Here is a 19,136-nt window from a genome sequence, read left to right on the forward strand (position 1 = left end):
TTCAACGTTGTTACCGGTATCAGCGTGCCGATCGCTCCCGTCGCCTCGTCGGCTTTTTTTTGCCACCGGATGTTATCGGTAACATCGATGCGCGAAGCGCACGCGACGGTACGAAGAAGATCGATACAACCAGGAGACAGACCGATGCCATCCCTAACGCAGGCCGCTGCCGCACCGGCCGCGGCCGACTCGTCCGAAGACGCCCTTTACCGCAAGGTCATGCGGCGCATCCTGCCGTTGCTGCTGCTCTGCTACGTCGTGGCCTACCTGGACCGCGTCAACGTGGGCTTCGCGAAGCTGCAGATGCTCGACGACCTGAACCTGAGCGACGGCGTCTATGCGCTCGGCGCCAGCATCTTCTTCTGGGGCTATTTCCTGTTCGAGATGCCCAGCAACCTGCTGCTGCACCGCTACGGCGCGCGCTTCTGGATCGCGCGGATCATGATTACGTGGGGGATCGTGTCGTCGTCGATGGCGTTCATCGTGCCGCTCGCGCAGTTCTTCCACGTGCAGACGACCACGATGTTCTACACGCTGCGCTTCCTGCTGGGGCTGTGCGAAGCGGGTTTTTTCCCGGGCGTCATCCTGTACATGAACTACTGGTTCCCGGCGCGCCGCCAGAGCGTGGCGATGTCGGGCTTTTTGGTCGCGATCCCGCTGAGCCTGACGCTGGGCAGCGTGGTGTCCGGCTGGCTGATGGAGCAGACGCACGGCCTGTCGGGCATGAGCGGCTGGCAATGGATGCTGCTGCTCGAAGGGCTGCCGTCGATCGTGGTGGCGTTCATCGTGCTGGCCTGCCTCGGCGACGGCCCGCAGTCGGCGAAATGGCTGTCCGCCGACGAGAAAGCGGTGCTGTCACGCAATCTCGAATCCGAGGCCGCGCACAAGTCGCACAGCATCGGCGCCGCGCTGCGCAGCCCGCGCGTCTGGCTGCTCACCTTCATCCTGCTGACGTTCAATACCGGCTTCTACGGGCTGGCCTTCTGGCTGCCGTCGATCATCCGCGCGTCGGGCGTGCACAGCCCGCTGCACATCGGCGTGCTGACGGCCATTCCGTACCTGACGGCGATCTTCGCGATGGTGTGGAACGCGTCGCACTCGCGCAAAACCGGCGAACGCCGCCTGCACGCGGCGATTCCCGCGCTGATCGGCGGCGTTTTCCTGATCCTGAGCGCGGCGTTCGCGCAGAACGTGGCGCTGTCGATCGTATTCCTGACTATCGCCACCTGCGGCATCCTCGCACTGATGCCGATCTACTGGACCTTTCCGGGGCAGATCCTGTCCGGCACGGCCGCGGCCGCCGGCATCGCGCTGATCAACTCGGTGGGCAACCTGTCCGGCTTCACGGGCTCGATGATCACCGGCGTCGCGAAGCAGATGACCGGCAACATCAACAACGGCACCTATGCGCTCGGTGCTTGCCTGTTGGTCAGCTGCGTGCTGATCGCGTCGATTCCACGCGATATTTTGCGGCCGCCGGTGGGGCGGTAGGGCGTTTGTGCGACGTTACGTTGCGCCGGGGCTGGGGCATTGCGCTGCCTCGGCGCCGGATGCATCACGTCATGTGCATTGATCTCGTGTGAGTTTGCTCGACCGTCACACGCGGAATTCCGGCTACTTCCAGCCAGGGACGCCCTGCGCGCTATCCCGCTTTCTCGTGGGGACCGTCATGCGTCCTCTAGGGCGAAGCGCACCTTGTCCCCGAGCGTGCGCAACCGTTCGACAGGTTCGTTCGAGAACACGAAACGGACGTACTGCTCGCCGTGTGCGACACCCCATCCGGTCATGGCCGTCGCACATACGCCGCAGCGCAGCAACCGCTCCGACATCTGCGATCCGGTCAGGCCGAAGTCGGACACGCGCAGCAGCATCGACCAGCCGCCCGCCGGCATGCCGAACGGCAGCCCGGATAGTTCGGCGGCGACCGTATCCCGCCGCCTCTCGAGTTCGCTCACATAGCCAGGCAGATCGGATGCGGAGTGTTCTAGCGCAATCGCCGCAGCCTCCTGGGCAATGCCGACCGGCACCACGACATTGGCGAGCGACACGGCCACAAGATCGGGAATCAACCATTCCGGCGCGACGATCCAGCCGACCCGCCAGCCGATCATGCGCAACTCTTTCGACGCTGCGCCGACCGTCACCGTACGCTCGGCCATGCCGGGCAGGCCGGCGGGATGGATGACCGTGCGTCCATCGAAGAGCAGCCGTTCCATCGCGCTGTCGAGGATCAGCAGCAGATCGTTCTGCACACACAGGCTCGCGATCAGTTGCCAGTCGGACGCATCGAAGAAGCCGCCCGAAGGCATCGAAGGAGACATCAGCAGCATGGCCCGCGTTTTCGGACCGATTGCCGCCCGCAGCGCGGCCTGGTCCAGCTTCCATTCGCCGCCCGGCGTGAAGGCGAACGGGACTTGCCGGGGCACGCCGCCCGCAAGGCGGACGCGGTTCAGCAGACCTGCGTACGTCGGATCGGTGACGATGACTTCGTCGCCGATCTCGACGGTGGCGAGCAGCGTGTTCAGAATGCCGGAGAGTCCGCCCGCCGACACCACCACGTGGTCGGCCGTGAAGCGCTGCCCGGAAAGCGCCGACACGTGGGCGGCCGCGCTCGCGCGTAGCCGATCCTGACCGACGAATGGCAGATAGGAGTTGGCCGAATCTCGCTGGATGGCCGCTCGGGTGAAGGCGAGCGCTTCCGCGGTAGGCGGGATGTCGGTATCGAGATTTTCGAGTCGCAAAAGGTCGACGTCGGCATGATCGGCGATCGAACCCATGCGATCGACACCGATACCGGCGATGTGCTGCAGACGGACAGGGCGGTGGTGGCGCATCGAGCCTCCGGGTTTGTTACAATTTAATAGATAATCTATGCATGGTGGTCGGGATGAATTTGGAAGTCAAGGAGGATCGCTCGCTGGCCGATCGGATCGCTGGCGCATTGGCGGACCGCATCATCTCGGGCACCATCGCGCCGGGGGAATGGCTGCGTCAGGACCATATCGCGGCAGAGTTCGGTGCGAGTCATGTGCCGGTACGCGAGGCGTTCAGACGGCTGGAAGCGCAGGGATTGGCCGTGGTGGAGCCGCGACGAGGCGTGCGGGCGGCGCCGCTCGAGCCGGCGGACGTGCTTGAAATGGCGAAGATGCGTGCTGCTTTCGAGGCGCTGGCGCTGCGGGAGGCGATTCCCGCGCTCGATGCACGTGCGCTGGAGGAGCTCGATGCGATCCTCGATCAGGAGGCGGCGGCGCGTGGCATAGCCGTGCTTGGCACGCTGAACCTGAGGTTTCATCGCGCATTGACCGCGCGGTGCGGGATGCCGCGGCTCGTCGCTGCGATCGGCGACATGCATCGGGCCAGTGCGCGGCATTTGTATGCGACGTGGCAGCAGCTTGACTGGCAGGATCGCTCGAATGATGAGCATCGGAACATCGTTCGGGCGATACGCGAGGGTGATGTGGACGCAGCCTGTGCGGCCCTGTCCGCGCATATTCTGGCTGCGGGGGATGCGCTGGCTCAGGCGTTGCGGAGGCGGTAGGAATGCGGGCCGAGCCACAGTTATCAAGCGGTTCATAGGACCGGCTTTGGGGACGGCTGGTGTCTTCTAAACGCGTCGGGCGGCATCCGGCCATCGACAGTCGTAGGCAATCGCTCTCAAGCAGCCATTCGAACGTCGGCTGTACCTTGCCCAGGGACACACGCGTGCCAATCGTATCCGTCGCGGCACGCCACGCCCTGTACGCGAAGGCGCGAATGTGGGCGCGTCCGATCGTCTTGGAACACGCGCACCGGACACCGACCGATGCCGTGGCGCTTGACCCGGAATGCGACTCGGTCGCCGCGACCGATAAACAGCCCGTGGCTGCACTGGCGGGGCGACGACTAAATTGACGCGAGCAGAATCATGCGCCTGGCTAACTGTGCGTCGCGCCGCGAGCAGACAAGCGGCAGCGTGTACCTTAGACTCCTGCCGCAATGACCATTGAGTGGCCGGAGGCTTCGTCAACGAGAGCATCCGGGAGATGCATCCGGTTCAGGGACGACATCGCCTTTGTCCATCTGATCAGCATCCGAGCGAGTCCCGAAAGGTTTGGGCAACCGCATGGAAGCGTTGCTGCGGCAAAGCCGCTCGGCCGTCGCGGTGAATCCTGTGAACGATAGAAGTATCTGCTATATGGCGACCAAGCTGTCATTCGAAGTTCTCGAAGTTTTGGATGCAATTGACCGGACCGGTACATTCGCCGAGGCGGCCGAGTTGTTGCATAGAGTTCCGTCCACGCTCACTTACCTTGTGCAAAAGCTGGAAAGCGACATGGATGTCGAGCTGTTCGACCGCAGCGGCAGACGGACGAGACTCACGGAAGCGGGTCGTGCTGTTGTGGAAGATGGGCGTCGACTTTTAGACGCGGCTCGACACCTGGAGGCCAAAGCAAAAGGTATTCGAGACAGTTGGGAATCGGAGCTTCGACTATGCGTCGATGCAATCTTGCCAATCCAGTCCTTATGGCCGTATGTCCATGCCTTCTACGACCTGGAGATGAATACCCAGCTAAGTCTTTCCACCGAGGTGCTTGGGGGCGTGTGGGATGCCCTGGTTACGCGGCGTGCCGATCTCGCGATAGGGGCGTTCGGCGAGCCGCCGCATGCGGCCAATATTGCGGCCCGGCCAATCGGAACCCTCCGGCACGTTTTTGTCGTGGCACCGGACCATCCACTCGCCCGCATGCCCGAGCCGTTGGAGAGCGAAACGATCGCAAGATATCGAGGTGTGGTCATCAGTGACACTTCTCGCGAACTGCAACCGCAATCTGTGGCCACCCGTGATGGACAGCCGCTGATCATCGTGCCGACGCTCGCAGCTAAACTGCAAGCACTGTGCGAAGGTATCGCTGTCGGGATGCTGCCCGATCTCGTAGCGAAAGAACCGATACACGAAGGCAGGCTGGTCGCGCGTCGCATTGTGGGTGTGCGCGAGTTCACGAATGGCTACCTCGCTTGGCGCGAGGACAAGGTAGGGAACGCTTTGAACTGGTGGATTGCGCAACTAGACAGCGCCGATCTGCTTGAACGGCTCCTGACACCGCGTCAAGAGAGTAAAGGGCAGCCCGGGGCGCCCGCTTGCGCAGTCCGTTACCAAAGCGCGGAGTAACAGGCCATCAGTGCTACTGTCCGAGGACCTTCGCCGGTGCATGGAGTTGGACATTCGAAGGTCAGCTTGGCACCGAACCTTGCCGTTGAGTTGCCGAGGCATCCAATGGCTGCGACGGGTCGATCTGCGTCGGTCGCGCGTTGCAGGGCAGCGGCCGGCCGCGTTCGGCCACGAACAGCCGTTCGACACAGCTTTTTAGATCGTCGGCAATCGGTGCGGATAAGGGCGTAGCCTTTAGCGGTTACCGTCGATCAGATCGTTCAGCAGCGCATCGAACGCGGCCTGTGCGTCTTCAAGTTCCTGCAGGGCGGCATCAAAGGTTTGCAGCGCGAACGGCGAAGGCTCGCCGCTGCCTTGCGGCGGAAATTGCTTCTGCATCGAGGCGAACGTACTCTGCACGCGCAGCGTGGCGGCCACCATGCGCTCCATCGCCTGGGTTTCTTCGGCTCGTGCCTGTTCGGGATTCATTCCTCTCTCCTTGGATGGTTTTCTTGAAGACCAGATCGTACACGCTGTGTCCGTTCTTGCCGCCCTTGGCAGAACGACTCCGTTGAAGGTTCCAACGGCACGCTGCGGGAGAAGCGATTTAATCGGGAATGATTCCGCAGTCGCGCCGAGGCCAAGATACTCATCGAGCGAGGCTATAAAATCCCGCCGCAGGTCACAACGATTGGCCGCTTTGGATAAATCTGAAGGGCCGTTCTGGGTCGTTCAGCGCCATTCGCGACCGCGTGCAGGTCTTCATTCCGACCGACGGCTCACGACACGCTACGCCGCATCCCCCGCACCTGCAGCCAAATGGCGGATATCAGGAAATAAAGCGCCCCCACTCCCGCATAGCCCGCGATCTTGACGATCGCCGGCGGCATCGGCGCGTGGCTTTGCAAAATGAAGAACAACCCGGCCAGCGCCGATTGCGCCCCACTCAGCACCATCACCCACTGCGCACCGGCATGCTTCCACCGCCGCACGGCAGTGCCAAGCTGCAGCGCGCCGGACAGAATCGCCCACACACCGAACACCGCAAGTACCGCGGGCAGCCCCGCACTCAACGCCGGAAATACCGCCAGTGTCGTGACGGCGCTGATCGCGACGTTGACCGCCTGCGTGCGGTTTGCCGCCATCCCGCCGCTGCGGGCGAGGTCGACGAAATTGGCGAGCGCGTCCCACGCCGGATAAACGACCAGCAGGACCGCCGCGCCGGCCGCGCTCTGCCGGCCGACGGAAAACGCCAGCGCGACCCAGATCAGCGAGAATATCGCCCGGGAAAGGTAGTACCGTTTCAGCCAGTGTTCGTCGGCAGGGGCGTGGAATTCGGGGTAGCGATCAGTCATTTGCACTCCTTGTTACATTGAATCGTCGTTCCGGCCCGCATGCACGATTCCCACCACGCGAATGCGGCCTCGACCGGATCTCCAGTGCGCCGAGTATCGCAATCGTCCGCGCCTGCCGCCATCGGTCAGATATCCGATGGCGAAGTTCACCGGCTGCTCGCACCGATACCAGTGAACATCGCACCGGATTGGCCCCGGCGCGCCGCCAACGCGCATGCCCCTGCACGCCGCGACGCCGTCGCGTATGATCGTTTTCCCATCCTCGCGAATGTCTCCGCCCACCCGATGCCCGACGCCGAAGCCCGTCACGCCCCGCTGCGCATAGTCGACGCCGTCCGCGCGCTGGCCTTCATCGGCGATCTCAGCATGGGCCAGCCGACGGACCATTCGCCACGCACCAGTTGGTTGGCGGCGCAGCTCGCGCACGCGGCACGATTCGATGCATCGGTCTGCGACACGGCCCGCGAGGTGGCGCTGTTGCGCTGGTCGGGCTGCACGGCGAACGCGGCGGGCTTCGCGCAGATATTCGGCGACGACGTCGCGATTCGCGCCGCAATGCTTGCGAGCCAGCCCGGCATGGCCGAAGCGATCGGCGGCGCGGGTGCCGCGCTGATCCCGCTCGCGCAAATCCATTGCGAAGTCTCGGGCGAAGTTGCGCGAATACTCGGCCTGTCCCGCGCGACGGAAACCGCGCTGCGGCACATTTTCGAAACCTGGGACGGCAACGGGCTGCCTGCGCGGCTCGTGCGCGAACAGGTGCCGCCCGCCGTGTCGATCGTCGCGCTGGCAGGCGATCTCGACGTGTTCAGCCGCACGTACGGCATCGAACGGGCCCTCGAATTGATCGGCCAACGCGCGGGGTCGCGCTATCCGGCCGTGCTCGTCGAGACGGCTGCGCGCGACGCACCGCGCTGGCTGGCGGCGCTCGAACACATGGCGCCCGCCGACCTGGACGCCGCACTGGCCACGCCGGACATGTGGGGCGCGACGTCCGCCGAATTGATTGCGGACGTCATCGATCTGAAATTGCCGTGGATGACGGGTTTTTCGCGTTCGGTCGCCGCGACGGCCGCCGCGTGTTACGGCCGTCTGTCGCCGGACGAGGCCGCGCGCGAACGCGTGTACCGCGCCGGACTGATTCACGGCATCGGCAGGGCCGCGGTGCCGAACGACGTGTGGAATCTGCCGACGCGGCTGCCTGCGAGCGCGTGGGAAAAGGTGCGACTCGTGCCGTACTGGACCGAGCGCGCCGGCAGGCAGACCGGCGCGCTCGGCGAAGCCGCCGTGCTTGCGTCGTATGCGTACGAGCGGCAGGACGGCTCGGGCTATTTCCGCGGCGTGCGCGATACGGCGCTGACGCTGGAAGCGCGTGTGCTGGCGGCGTCGCTGGCGTGGGTCGCGTTGCGCTCGGCGCGTCCGTGGCGAACGGCCCTGAGCGATGCGGCCGCCGCCGGCCAGTTGCAGGAAGAAGTGGCCGGCGGCCGGCTGTGCGGCGAAGTGGTGGCGGCGCTCGTGACGGGCGGGCCGCCCGTGGTCCGGCGCATCGCGACGGGCGCGTCGGCCGCTGGCCCGCGCCTGTCCGCGCGGGAAATCGACGTGCTGCGGGCGATTTCCCGCGGTGCGAGCAACAAGCAGGTCGCGCAGGCGCTCGCGATGAGTCCGAGCACGGTGCGCACCCATGTCGAGAAGGCGTTCCGCAAGCTCGAATGTTCGACACGCGCCGCGGCGACCCTCAAGGCATCGGCGCTCGGGCTGCTCTGATGCGCTCCGCGACGCGGATTCGCTTTCGTGTGTACGCCGACGCTCACGGCCGTTCGCGTTCCGGGCCGAAGCCCGGACGGACGGCAGCACGCATCGACGTGCGCGCGGCGGGCGCGCGTGCAAGCGAGATGCCCAGCGCGGCGCCGACAGCGAGGAACACCGAGATCGACAGGAGTGCGACGATGAACGCGTGCGCGATGGCCGCCGGATCCTGGCGCGTACCGAGCGTCGTATAGAAAATGCCGCCGATGATCGCCACGCTCAGCGACGTGCTGACCTGCAGCGTCGAGCTGGCGATGCCGGCGATCATGCCGGACAGCGCCGGTGCGACGCGCCCCGTCACCATGCGCATCAGCGTCGGCAGCGCGAGCCCTTGTCCGAAACCGATGACGAAGAGCACGACCGCGAGCGGCACGGCAGCGAGCGGCATCCCGAGCGGCGTGGCGTCGATCAACCACGCGAGGCCGACGAGCCCGACGATCTCGAGGCTCATCCCGAACGGATTGACGTAAGCGCCGATGACGCGCGAGCAGAAAGGCGTCGACAACGGGCCGAGCAGGAACCCGACGCCGAACGGCAAGAACACGAGGCCCGCGCTCAGCGCGTCGACGTGCAACGCATTCTGCAGATACACCGAGAACAGCAGGAAGAACGCGCCGATCGAGTACAGCAACAGCGCGATCAGCAACGCGCGGCCCAGCCCCGGTGCGCGCAGCGCGGCCGGATCGAGCAGCGGGGCGCCGCCGCGGCGGCCGAGCCGGCGCTCGTAGCGCCAGAAGAAGCCGGCGAGGGCCGGCACCGCGAGCAGCGACGCCCAGGCCCAGACGGGCCAGCCTGCTTCGCGCCCCTCGATCAGCGGCACGATCAGCGCGCCCAGCGTCAGCATCGACAGCGCGGTGCCGCCGAGGTCGAGCTTGCGCGCATGCTGTGCACGCGTTTCCTTCAACAGTGGAATCCCGAACAGGACGACCAGAATCGCCAGCGGTAGGTTGACGAGGAAGATCGTGCGCCAACCCAGATTCAACAGATTCAGCGAGATCAGGATTCCGCCCAGCGCCTGCCCGATCACGGCGGCGAGGCCGAATACCGCGCCGTACAAGCTGAGCGCGAGCGGCTTTTCCGCTTCGGGAAAGATTGCCTGGATCGAAGCGAGCGCCTGCGGCGCCATGATCGCGGCCGTCACGCCCTGCAACGCACGGCCGACGATGAGCGTCCACGGCGAACTCGCGAGACCGCATAACGTCGAGGCGATCGCAAAGCCGATCAACCCGAGGAAAAACACGCGGCCGCGGCCGAACAGGTCGCCCAATCGCCCGCCGGTGATCAGCGTCACCGCGTACAGCCCCGCATACGATGAAATGACGAGTTGCTCGGCGGATGACGACGCGCCCAGTTCCGCGCGGATCGACGGCAGCGCGACATTGACGATGAAGAAATCCAGCGGCGGCAGAAACGCGCCGACGAGCAGGACCGCAAACATCGCCCAGCGGCGCGGGTCGGGTGAGACGGGGTCATTCCGTGACATGGACGGCTCTCCATACGGAACCATTCGGTTCCAAATTGGGTAAAAAAATATCAGTCGAGGATGCGCATCGTGCGGTCGACCAGCGCGAGCATGTCGTGCTCGGACACACCGGTTTTCCCCAGCACGCGCATGCCCTCGATCTGGCAGACGAGCAAACGCGCCAGCACCTGTTCGTCCTGCTCGGGGATCTCGCCGCTTGCCTGGCCACGGACGATTGCACCGGCATAGAGCTGCTGCAGCCGCCGGAACAGGCGCCCGGTGCGTTCCGCGACATCGGCGTCGCGCGCGGCCAGTTCGGTGGTCATCGCGACCGCGAGACATCCGCGCCGGCCCGCGTCGCCGACGGACAGGCGCGCATAGCGCAGCAGCGAATCGCGAATCGCATCCTTCACGGCGCCGGGTTGCGACAGGATGTCCGCGGTTGCCTTGAGCCCATCGGCCATGTACAGGTCGAGCGCCGCCAGCAGCAGCGCCTTCTTGTCGCCGAACGCCTTGTACAGGCTGCCGCGCGACAGGCCGGTGCCGGCCATCAGGTCGGGCAGGGACGCGCCCTCGTATCCGCGGTCCCAGAAAACGTCCATCGCGTCGCGCGCGGCATCGCCAAGTTCGAATTCGCGCGGACGGCCCACGCCAGCCGGATTTGCCATTGATCGGTTTCGCAAACGATGCGGTGCCTGAAGTTGGAGTGATTATATGGACCGATCGGTTCCGATGTCAACGTGTGTGTCGACCGGGCGCGGCGATGGTCGCCCCCGGGTGCCGCGCACCCGTCGCTGGCCACCGGACCGTTCACGCGCCCGACAGCCCGACGCACACCGGCGGCGCACGATCGCCCCACGGCGCGGCGCGTTCGAGCTGGGCGGCGAGCGAGAACAGCAGCGACTCCGCGCCGAATGCCGCCGCGAACTGGCTGCCGATCGGCAAACCTTGTTCGTCCCGGTAAAGCGGCACCGACATCGCGGGCTGGCCGGTCGCGTTGAACCAAGCGGTGAACGGCGAAAACCGATGCGACCGATCGATGACGTCGCTCAACGATTGCGCGTCGTCCACCGTCGCGAGTGCGGCCGGTGCGAGCGGCGGCATCGCGAGCGTCGGCGTCAGCAAAACGTCGTAGCGCTCCATCAACCGGCCGAACGTCCTGCCCAACGCATGGATCCAGTCGACCGCGCCCGCGTACTCGGCGCCGCTCACGTTGCCCTTTTCGCGCACGATGATGCGGGTGCGCGCCTCGATTTCGTCGTCGCGTAGCGGCGCGTGTCGCTGAGCGCCGATCGTGTCGAGCAGTGCGCGCGTTTGCGCGCCGATGATCGTGAACACGTGGCCATAGAAAGCGGCCGAATCGACGGGACTGTCGAGCGGCTCGACGTCATGTCCGAGCGAGCGCAGCAACGCGACGGTATGGTCCAGTGCGGCTCGGCATGCCGGATGAAGCGGCCAGGGCGGCGCGTGCTCGATCACGGCGATTCTCAGCGGCCGCGGATCGCGCTGCGTGGCCGCGAGAAACGTGTCGGCCTGGTGCGGCGACGCATAGGGCGCGCCGATATCGGCGCCGGCGGTCAGGTCCAGCAACGCGGCGCTGTCGCGCACCGAGCGCGTGATCGCGTGGTTGATGCCCATGCCGGCCCATCCCTCGCCGATCATCGGGCCATTCGGCGTTCGGCCGCGCGTCGGCTTCAACCCGAATACGCCGCAACAGGAAGCGGGCACCCGCAACGAGCCGCCGCCGTCGTTGCCGTGCGCGAACGGCAGCACGCGGGCGGCGACGAGCGCCGCCGCGGCGCCGCTCGAACCGCCGGCGCTCACGTGCGGATGCCACGGATTGCGCGTGACGCCGAAACGCGCGGACGACGTGCAATAAGACGTGCCCAGTTCCGGCGACAACGAGGTCCCCGCGATCGGTATGCCGGCCCGCCGCAGCCGCGCCACGAGTTCGCCGTCGAAGTCCGGCCGGTAGTCGCCGAACAAAAACGATCCGTTCGACATCCGCGCGCCGCGCACCGGCATGAACAGGTCCTTGATCAGCGTCGGGACGCCGGCGAGTATGCTTTCGCGCCCGGTGACGGACGACGCGGCCTGTCTCGCCGAGTCGTCGAGTCGTTCCGCCACGGCATTCAGCGCGGGGTTGAGCGTATCGAGACTGGCGAGCACGGCGTCCAGCAATTCGGTCGGCCGTACTTCTTTTGCACGGACGAGCGCTGCGAGCGCGATGCCGTCGTGCGTGGCGATGAGCGTCTGAAAATCTTTCATGGGTCTAGGGTTCGGGAACGGGAAAACGTGAATGGGTTATGCGTCGTCGCGACGGCGAAGCGCCGGCAACAACCACGACAACGCGGCGACGGCCGTGCCCGCCGCAATCGCGAACACCGCCGCGCGCAATCCGCCGAATGCCTGCGCACAGCCGAGCACGACGAGCGGGCTGACGAACTGGCCCAGATAGAGCGCGGCCGTGAAACCGCCGAGGCCGCGGCCGCGCATCGCGAGCGACAGCGTGCGCATTAGCGGCAGGATCGCATTGGGCACCAGCATGCCGCCGCCGAAGCCGTGAATCACGACCGCCACGACGATGGCCGGCACCGTATGCGCGCGGGCCAGCAAGAACAGGCCCGCCGCGAGCAGCGCCAGGAGCACGACGTTGACGAAGCGGCGGCCGAGCGCGTCGCGCAACCATGGCCACGCGATCGAACCGGCCAGCGTCGACAGCAGGCCGACGCCCGCGACCGCACCGATCATCGTCGACGAGCGCTGGCCGATGTCGACCATCAGCTGCGGCATCTGCACCGGCACCACGAACGAACTGACCATGCCGATGCAGATCAACCCGTAGCCGACCGCGAGCGTCGGCGCGAGCCGGTTGCCGGCCGGCGGCGTGCCGTTGTCGGCCGGCCCGGCGGGCTGACCGTCGCGCAGCGGTTCCCACAGCACGGTCGCAATCGCCGGCACGAGCAGGATCGGCAACAGGTACAGATAGAACGGGTAGCGCCACGCGTGCTCGCCGGCCGCGCCGCCGAGCACGAAAAACACCGTGCCGACGATACCGATCGTGACGACCTGCCGGTTCACGTAGCGCACCCGCTGTTCGCCATGCCAGTAATCGCCGATCAGCGTCGTGCAGCAGGTCATCACGCACGCTTCCGCCGCGCCGAGCGCGAGCCGGCACACGAGGATCGCGGCGAGGCTGTCGAGCCACGCCGGCGCCGCGCCGACGAGCCCGTACACGAGCGTCGCGAGCAACAGCAACATCTTGCGTCCGACGCGATCGGCCAGCCAGCCGGCGAGCGGCGCGCACAGCGCGATCGCGAGCGCGGGGCCCGTCGCGATGAGCGGCACGAGCGCGGCCATGCGCGGGTCGGCCGGCACGAATTCGGCCGCGAGTTTCGGCAGGATCGGCGCGATCATGACCGCGCCCATCACGGTGAGACTGCTGCCGAGCAGCAGTACGGCGCCCTGGCGGGTACCGGCCTGCCGGGCGGCACGCGGGTAGGCGGGCGCGGATTGCGTTGAGGAAAGCGGATTCATCGACGGCTCCCGAATCGGAACATCAGAACGACAGCGCGGCACGCAGCGCGATCTGGTAACCCTGCGCGCGGTTCCGCGCGCCGAATTCCTTGTACGCATGCAGCCAGACCGCGGGCTTGCCCGGCTCGACGTAACTGATCGCCGGGCCCAGCGCATTCACGCGCGCGCGGTTGCCGTCGATGGTCGGGCCGTGGTCGTTGCTCAACTGCCGCTCGATGTAGCCGCCCAGGCCCGCCGTGAAAGGGCCGATGTGCTGGCCGAGCGCGAATTCCTGGCGGAACCCGGTGCCGCTGCGATAGTTCGTCGCGCGGTTGGTCGTGTTCTGATCGATCTCGATGCTGGTCGAGATTTCGAATCCGCTATCGGTGATGTACGTCGCGCCGATGATCGGCGAGAAGGTCCAGTGGTTGACGCCCGGATTGAAGAGCCGCGTGGCGCGATACGCACCGGTCGGCGCCTGCACCTGCAGCGCGACGTTGACGAACAGGTTCGGCGAGGTCCATGCGAGGATCAGCGGCTGGAAGTCCGCATCGCCGATGTTGGTCGGATCGGCCGACATCGCGAGCGTGCCGGCCGGCGTCGGCACGTTCACGTGGCCGTTCAGGTTCAGGAACGGCACGACCGCGCCGAAGCCGACGTTCGCGCCGAACAGTTTCGCGTTCGTCATCCGGATGTACGCGAGGCTCCAGGACGCGACCGTCAGCGAGAAGTCGGTGTTGCCGCCGTTGCGGATCGTGCGGGTCGAGTAGTACGCGAAGCGCGTGGCGAGCGTGCCGTTCGGCGTGGGCGGCGGCGTGATGCCCGCGCCGAAATCGAATACGCCGAACGGCGTGATCGGACCGTCGTTTTCGAGCGCGTGGGCGTGCTGGCAGGCGAGCGTGGCCGCCAACGTGCCGATCGCGACGGCGGTGGTGCGTGTGCGGCAGCGCCGCACGCCGTGCGGACGTCTGAGGATTTCCATCGTGCCGTTCCCCGTACAGTTGAAATGTGTACGGAGTCTAGGAACGTCAAAATCCGGCGCGTTATCCGCTTTTGGTAATTATCGCGGCGGGCGTTTGAGCGTGTCGGACGGCAGTTCGCCGAACAGTTCCCGGTAGTGCGACGCGAACCGGCTCAGGTGCCAGAAGCCCCAGCGGCACGCGACGTCGCTGACCGACGTGCTCGCCGGGGAATGTTCGCGCAGTTCGCGGCGCACCGCGTTCAGCCGCAGCACGCGCAGGTACCACGCGGGGTGCGTGCCGAGGATTTCCTCGAAGCAATACTGCAATTTGCGCCGGCTCGCGCCGACTTCGCGGCATACGTCGAGCACCGTCAACGGCACATCGGGCCGTGCCGCGACGAGTTCGCGCACGCGATCGACGACGCGGTGCCGCGCGGATGGATCGAGCCGCACGGGGCGGCCGGCGGCTTCCATCGCGTGCACGAGTTCGACCAGGATGGCGTCGCGCAGCGACTTGCGCGTGTGCGGCCGGGCGAGCGGGCGCTCCGGTGTATCGCACGCCCCGAAGCCGGCCACCAGCAACGAGGTCAGTGCGTGATGGCGTGCGGCGGGCACCCGCAGGATGCGGGTTTCGTTCGACGATACGCGGTCGCCGTCTTCGTCCTGATCGCCGAGCCACGCCAGTTGGTGCAGCGTGTCGTTGGGCACCGTCAACAGCACGACGTCCTGATGGTCGGGCGTGCGCAGTTCCGGCAGCGAGGTGCCGCCGGAGACGAGCAAGGCCTTGTCGCGCAGCAGCGCGCCGCCGCAGAAGCCGGCGCCGGCGGTTTCCAGCGGGATGCTGAACGACGTGCTGCCGGCGCACTGGTCGCCGCGCTTGAGCAGCGCGCGGTTCACGCGTTCGCGCAGCAACTGCATGCCGTCGAAGCGGATTTCATGCAGCGTGCCATGGAACGGCCCGGGCGACAGCTGATCGAGCCGGATCGACCAGCCGTGCGTGCATTCCGCGTGGGTATCGACATCCTCGCTGGCGAAGCGCCGGATCAACGGCAGCGCGTCAGGCGCGGTGTCGGCAAGGCTTGCGGCGGACGACAGCGGAGCGGAATGCATGGCGAGTGGGGCGGTGGACGAGGCGTCCGCCGACAATGCGCACACAAATTCCGGTTGGCAATGCGTTTTTACCCGGGGCCGCGGGTGCGGTGCCGCCGCGGATGACGGGACGCCGCGTCGGGCATGCATGATTCGGTATGGCGCCCGCACCCGCAAGGACCCGCCAGCGGGCGCGGAACGCGCAACGGGAAATCGAACGCGCGGCGACGCCGGTTCAGTCGAGCCCGCCCTGGCACAGATACTTGATCGACAGATAGTCGTCGAGGCCATAACGCGAGCCTTCGCGACCATAGCCCGATTCCTTCACGCCGCCGAACGGCGCGGCCTCGCTCGCGAGCGCGCCTTCGTTGATCCCGACGATGCCGGTTTCGAGCCGCGCCGACACGCGCGCGATGCGCCGCACGTTCTGCGTGTAGAAATACGCGGCGAGCCCGAACGGCGTGTCGTTCGCGGCGTCGACCGCTTCGTCCTCCGTATCGAACCGGAACAGCGCGGCGACCGGGCCGAAGGTTTCCTCGCAGGTCAGCTGCATGTCGGCGGTGGCGTCGGCGAGCACGGTCGGCGCGTAATAGTTCGCACCGAGCTCGGTCAGGCGCTTGCCGCCCGTCAGCACGCGCGCGCCGCGTTCGACGGCATCGCCGACGTGCCGCGCGATCTTGTCGACCGCGCGCGCGTTGATCATCGGGCCGATCTGCGCGGCCGGGTCCGTCGCCGGCGCAACCTTCAGCGCGGCGACGCGCGCGGCGAGCTTCGCGGCGAATGCATCGTAGACGCCGGCCTGCACGTACACGCGATTCGGCGACACGCACGTCTGCCCGCCGTTGCGGAACTTGGCGGCCATCAGCCCGTCGACCGCGGCATCGAGCTCCGCATCGTCGAACACGATGAACGGTGCATTGCCGCCCAACTCCAGCGACAGCTTCTTCAACGTCGCCGCCGAGTCGCGCGCGAGCAGCTTGCCGACGGCCGTCGAGCCGGTGAACGTGATCTTGCGCACGCGGCCGTCGGCGAGCCAGTCGGCCGCGGCTTCCACGCCGCGTTCGCGCGACGCGGTAATCAGGTTCAGCACGCCGGCCGGTACGCCGGCTTCCTGCGCGAGAAACGCGAGCGCGAGCGCGGTCAGCGGCGTGTCCTCCGCCGGCTTCGCGACGACCGTGCAGCCGGCCGCGAGCGCGGGTGCGATCTTGCGCGCGATCATCGCGAGCGGGAAATTCCACGGCGTGATCGCCGCGACGACGCCGATCGGCTCCTTCACCGCGCTGAGCCGCTTGCCGCGCTGCTGCTGCGGGATCAGGTCGCCGTACGTGCGCGTCGCTTCCTCGGCGAACCACAGCACGTACGACGCACCGTACGCGACTTCGCCGCGCGCTTCGGCCAGCGGCTTGCCCTGTTCGCGCGACATCAGCTTCGCGAGATCGTCGGTGTGTGCGACGATCGCCGCATGCCAGGCACGCAGGATCGCGGCGCGTTCGCGCGCGGGCGTCGCGCGCCACGCGGGCAGCGCGCGGGCCGCCGCGTCGGTCGCCGCGCGGGCGTCGGCGGCGCCGCTGTCGGGTGCGTGGGCAACGGTATCGAGCGTGGCCGGATCGGTGACGGCGAAGCGGCGGCCGTCGAGCGCATCGCGCCAGGCGCCGTCGATCAGGTTGGCGGTGCGGACGAGTTCGGTTCGGGACAGCGTAAGCGGCATGACAGTTCCTTGAATGAAGCGGTTCGGCGGCAACGACAACGACAGCGACAACGACGGCGGAGCAGGCGCGCGACGACCCCACGCGGACAGCGGGCTGCCGCGTTCAGGGGTGTCGCGCGTCCGTCAGTGACGTTCGCCGAACAGCGATTCGAGCGGGTAGTGCCGTTTGACGAACGGCGATTTGATGATCACGTAACTGAAATACTTCTCGATGCCGATGTTCTGCTCGAGCAGCCCTTCGACGATCGTCTGGTAATGGCTCACGCTGCGCGTGATGAACTTCAGCAGATAGTCGTAGCCGCCGCTCGCGAGGTGGCATTCGACGATCTCGTCGACGTTGCGGATCGCCGCGACGAAGCGGTCGAAATCCTCGCGCCGGTGGTCGGCCAGCGTGACCTCGGTAAACACGACCTGCACGTCGCCGAGTTTCTCGAGCTGGATGTGCGCGCCGTAGCCGCCGATGTAGCCGGCCTTCTCGAGCCGCTTCACGCGGATCAGGCATGGACTGGGCGACAGCCCGACCGCATCGGCCAGCTCGACGTTGGTCATGCGGCCGCGCTTCTGCAACTGGGAGAGGATGCGCAGGTCGATGCGATCCAGCTTGCTGTCCGTCATGTTCACGTGAGAAGGCAAAAATGGAATGTCCGGTTACTTTAGAGTCGAACGATGGCGGCCACAAGCCCGGCTTTCCCTTGTCCGGTCAGGCCGGCTGCGCGTGCGCGGCGTCGAGCGCGCGCTGCACGCCCGCATCGGCCAGCACGTCGTCGAGCGTCTTGCGCACGCGTTCGAACAGCAGGTCGAACTCGCCCGCGGTGAAGCTCAGCGCCGGCGCGAAGCCGAGCACGCCGTCGCCGAACGCGCGGAACACCACGCCGTTCGCGTACGCGGCGGCCGCGATCTTGTCGGGCACGTTCAGCGCCGGGTCGAAGCGCGTCTTGTGCACCTTGTCGGCCACCAGTTCGAGCGCGCCGAGCAGGCCGACCGAACGCGCGTCGCCGACGAGCGGATGCGCGCGCAGCGCGTCGAGCCCCGCGGCGAAGCGCGGCGCCAGCGCCTGGCCGTTCGCGAGCAGCCCGCCTTCGTGATAGAGCTTCAGCACCTCGAGGCCGATCGCCGCGCTCACCGGGTGAGCGGAATACGTATGGCCGTGGCCGACCACCGGCGCATCGGCGCGGTCGCCCGCGATCCCCTCGTAGATTTCGTCGGACATCAGCACGGCACCCATCGGCGCATAGCCGGCGGTCAGGCCCTTCGCGACCGTCATCAGGTCCGGATCGACCTGCTCGGCCTCGCAGGCGAACAGCGGGCCGGTGCGGCCGAAGCCGGTGATCACCTCGTCGGCGACGAACAGGATGCCGAGACGCCGGCACGCGTCGCGCATCGCCTTCAGCCAGCCGGCCGGCGGCACGATGACGCCTCCGGAACCCTGCACGGGCTCGCAGAAGAACGCGGCGACGTTGTCCGCGCCGAGCTCGGCGACCTTCGCTTCGAGTGCGGCGACCGACGCGGCGATCAGCGCCTGCGGATCGTCGCCGAGCGGATGGCGGTACGGGTAGGGCGACGGAATATGGTGCTGGTCAGCGCGCGGCAGGTCGAAATGACGGTGGAACGCGGGCAGCGCGGTGAGGCCGGCGCCGACCGACGACGAACCGTGATAGCCGCGTTCCAGCGCGATCATCTGCTTCTTCGACGGGCGGCCGGTCGCGTTGAAATAATGCGTGATGAAACGGATCGCGGAATCGACCGCGTCCGAACCGCCGAGCGTGAAGTACACGCGGTTCAGCGACGGCGGCGCGAGCGCGGCGAGCCGCTCGGCAAGCTCGATCGCCGGCTGCGAGCCGAAGTGGAAATAACCGGTCGCGTAGGGCAGCTTCGCCATCTGGTCGGCAGCGGCCTTCACGATGCTGTCGCGGCCGTAGCCGACGTTCACGCACCACAGGCCCGAGAACGCGTCGAGCAGCGTGTGGCCCGCGGCGTCGCGCAGGAACACGCCGTCCGCGGATTCCAGCACGGTGACGCCGCGCGCCTCGTGCGCACGGTAGTTGACGACGGGGTGGATCAGATGTTGACGATCGGCTTCGATCAGCGCGGCTTGGTTCATGGGAAGGCGGGAC

At 66.9% G+C, this 19,136-nt stretch carries 17 protein-coding genes; 4 read left to right on the forward strand and 13 right to left on the reverse strand.

The genetic code is table 11. The features are described 5' to 3' along the window. Positions 1-144: 144 nt before the first annotated feature. The gene (locus HWX76_RS14000) at positions 145-1,491 is read left to right on the forward strand and encodes an MFS transporter (RefSeq protein ID WP_050016825.1); all 1,347 of its coding nucleotides are present in this window, start codon (positions 145-147) and stop codon (positions 1,489-1,491) included. Positions 1,492-1,667: 176 nt separating this feature from the next. Here the strand turns inward: HWX76_RS14000 and HWX76_RS14005 are convergent, their stop codons facing one another. Next, positions 1,668-2,834 carry a pyridoxal phosphate-dependent aminotransferase gene (locus HWX76_RS14005; RefSeq protein ID WP_124630179.1) on the reverse strand — a complete coding sequence of 389 codons (1,167 nt, stop codon included), beginning with the start codon at positions 2,832-2,834 and terminating at the stop codon, positions 1,668-1,670. A 53-nt stretch (positions 2,835-2,887) separates the two neighbouring features. Between HWX76_RS14005 and HWX76_RS14010 the strand changes: the two genes are divergently transcribed. Together HWX76_RS14010 and HWX76_RS14015 are read left to right on the forward strand one after the other, a co-directional pair. Beyond that, the gene (locus tag HWX76_RS14010) at positions 2,888-3,538 is read left to right on the forward strand and encodes a GntR family transcriptional regulator (protein WP_244137970.1); all 651 of its coding nucleotides are present in this window, start codon (positions 2,888-2,890) and stop codon (positions 3,536-3,538) included. A gap of 636 nt (positions 3,539-4,174) precedes the next feature. Continuing rightward, positions 4,175-5,149 carry a LysR family transcriptional regulator gene (locus HWX76_RS14015; protein WP_176015985.1) on the forward strand — a complete coding sequence of 325 codons (975 nt, stop codon included), beginning with the start codon at positions 4,175-4,177 and terminating at the stop codon, positions 5,147-5,149. A 234-nt stretch (positions 5,150-5,383) separates the two neighbouring features. Here the strand turns inward: HWX76_RS14015 and HWX76_RS14020 are convergent, their stop codons facing one another. The 3 genes from HWX76_RS14020 to HWX76_RS14030 form a co-directional block, all read right to left on the reverse strand. Next, positions 5,384-5,617 carry a hypothetical protein gene (locus HWX76_RS14020; RefSeq protein ID WP_011549124.1) on the reverse strand — a complete coding sequence of 78 codons (234 nt, stop codon included), beginning with the start codon at positions 5,615-5,617 and terminating at the stop codon, positions 5,384-5,386. A gap of 290 nt (positions 5,618-5,907) precedes the next feature. Beyond that, positions 5,908-6,483, reverse strand: coding sequence for a DUF308 domain-containing protein (locus HWX76_RS14025; protein WP_176015953.1), 576 nt, complete (start codon positions 6,481-6,483; stop codon positions 5,908-5,910). Between the two features lie 12 nt (positions 6,484-6,495). Beyond that, positions 6,496-6,870 (reverse strand): hypothetical protein, encoded by a 375-nt coding sequence (locus HWX76_RS14030; protein ID WP_162484457.1) that lies wholly within the window; start codon positions 6,868-6,870, stop codon positions 6,496-6,498. Here HWX76_RS14030 and HWX76_RS14035 point away from each other — a divergent pair. Further along, positions 6,769-8,244 carry an HD domain-containing phosphohydrolase gene (locus HWX76_RS14035; protein ID WP_050016960.1) on the forward strand — a complete coding sequence of 492 codons (1,476 nt, stop codon included), beginning with the start codon at positions 6,769-6,771 and terminating at the stop codon, positions 8,242-8,244. The two genes, HWX76_RS14030 and HWX76_RS14035, sit on opposite strands and share 102 nt — an antisense overlap. 43 nt (positions 8,245-8,287) lie before the next feature. Here HWX76_RS14035 and HWX76_RS14040 read toward each other — a convergent pair whose 3' ends face one another. From HWX76_RS14040 to HWX76_RS14080, 9 genes are all read right to left on the reverse strand, one after another. Then, a complete protein-coding gene (locus HWX76_RS14040) occupies positions 8,288-9,769 on the reverse strand; it encodes an MFS transporter (RefSeq protein WP_176015954.1) in 1,482 nt (493 codons plus the stop codon). A 50-nt stretch (positions 9,770-9,819) separates the two neighbouring features. Then, complete coding sequence (locus tag HWX76_RS14045; RefSeq protein ID WP_089490415.1) at positions 9,820-10,416, reverse strand: TetR family transcriptional regulator; 597 nt, start codon at positions 10,414-10,416, stop codon at positions 9,820-9,822. Positions 10,417-10,558: 142 nt separating this feature from the next. Next, positions 10,559-12,016, reverse strand: coding sequence for an amidase (locus HWX76_RS14050; protein ID WP_050016843.1), 1,458 nt, complete (start codon positions 12,014-12,016; stop codon positions 10,559-10,561). A gap of 36 nt (positions 12,017-12,052) precedes the next feature. Beyond that, on the reverse strand, positions 12,053-13,285 hold the full coding sequence (locus HWX76_RS14055; protein ID WP_050016845.1) for an MFS transporter: 1,233 nt from the start codon (positions 13,283-13,285) through the stop codon (positions 12,053-12,055). Between the two features lie 22 nt (positions 13,286-13,307). Continuing rightward, positions 13,308-14,246 carry a transporter gene (locus HWX76_RS14060; RefSeq protein ID WP_050016847.1) on the reverse strand — a complete coding sequence of 313 codons (939 nt, stop codon included), beginning with the start codon at positions 14,244-14,246 and terminating at the stop codon, positions 13,308-13,310. A gap of 78 nt (positions 14,247-14,324) precedes the next feature. Continuing rightward, the gene (locus HWX76_RS14065) at positions 14,325-15,335 is read right to left on the reverse strand and encodes a helix-turn-helix domain-containing protein (RefSeq protein ID WP_089490414.1); all 1,011 of its coding nucleotides are present in this window, start codon (positions 15,333-15,335) and stop codon (positions 14,325-14,327) included. Positions 15,336-15,549: 214 nt separating this feature from the next. Beyond that, the gene (locus HWX76_RS14070) at positions 15,550-17,022 is read right to left on the reverse strand and encodes an NAD-dependent succinate-semialdehyde dehydrogenase (protein ID WP_050016851.1); all 1,473 of its coding nucleotides are present in this window, start codon (positions 17,020-17,022) and stop codon (positions 15,550-15,552) included. 123 nt (positions 17,023-17,145) lie between these two features. Beyond that, positions 17,146-17,637, reverse strand: a complete 492-nt coding sequence (locus HWX76_RS14075; protein ID WP_006749694.1) for a winged helix-turn-helix transcriptional regulator — start codon at positions 17,635-17,637, stop codon at positions 17,146-17,148. Between the two features lie 85 nt (positions 17,638-17,722). After that, positions 17,723-19,123 carry an aspartate aminotransferase family protein gene (locus HWX76_RS14080; protein WP_124679088.1) on the reverse strand — a complete coding sequence of 467 codons (1,401 nt, stop codon included), beginning with the start codon at positions 19,121-19,123 and terminating at the stop codon, positions 17,723-17,725. Positions 19,124-19,136 lie beyond the last annotated feature (13 nt).

It is taken from the genome of Burkholderia sp. BCC0398 (assembly GCF_902833245.1).
GTDB classification, from domain to species: Bacteria; Pseudomonadota; Gammaproteobacteria; order Burkholderiales; family Burkholderiaceae; genus Burkholderia; species Burkholderia sola.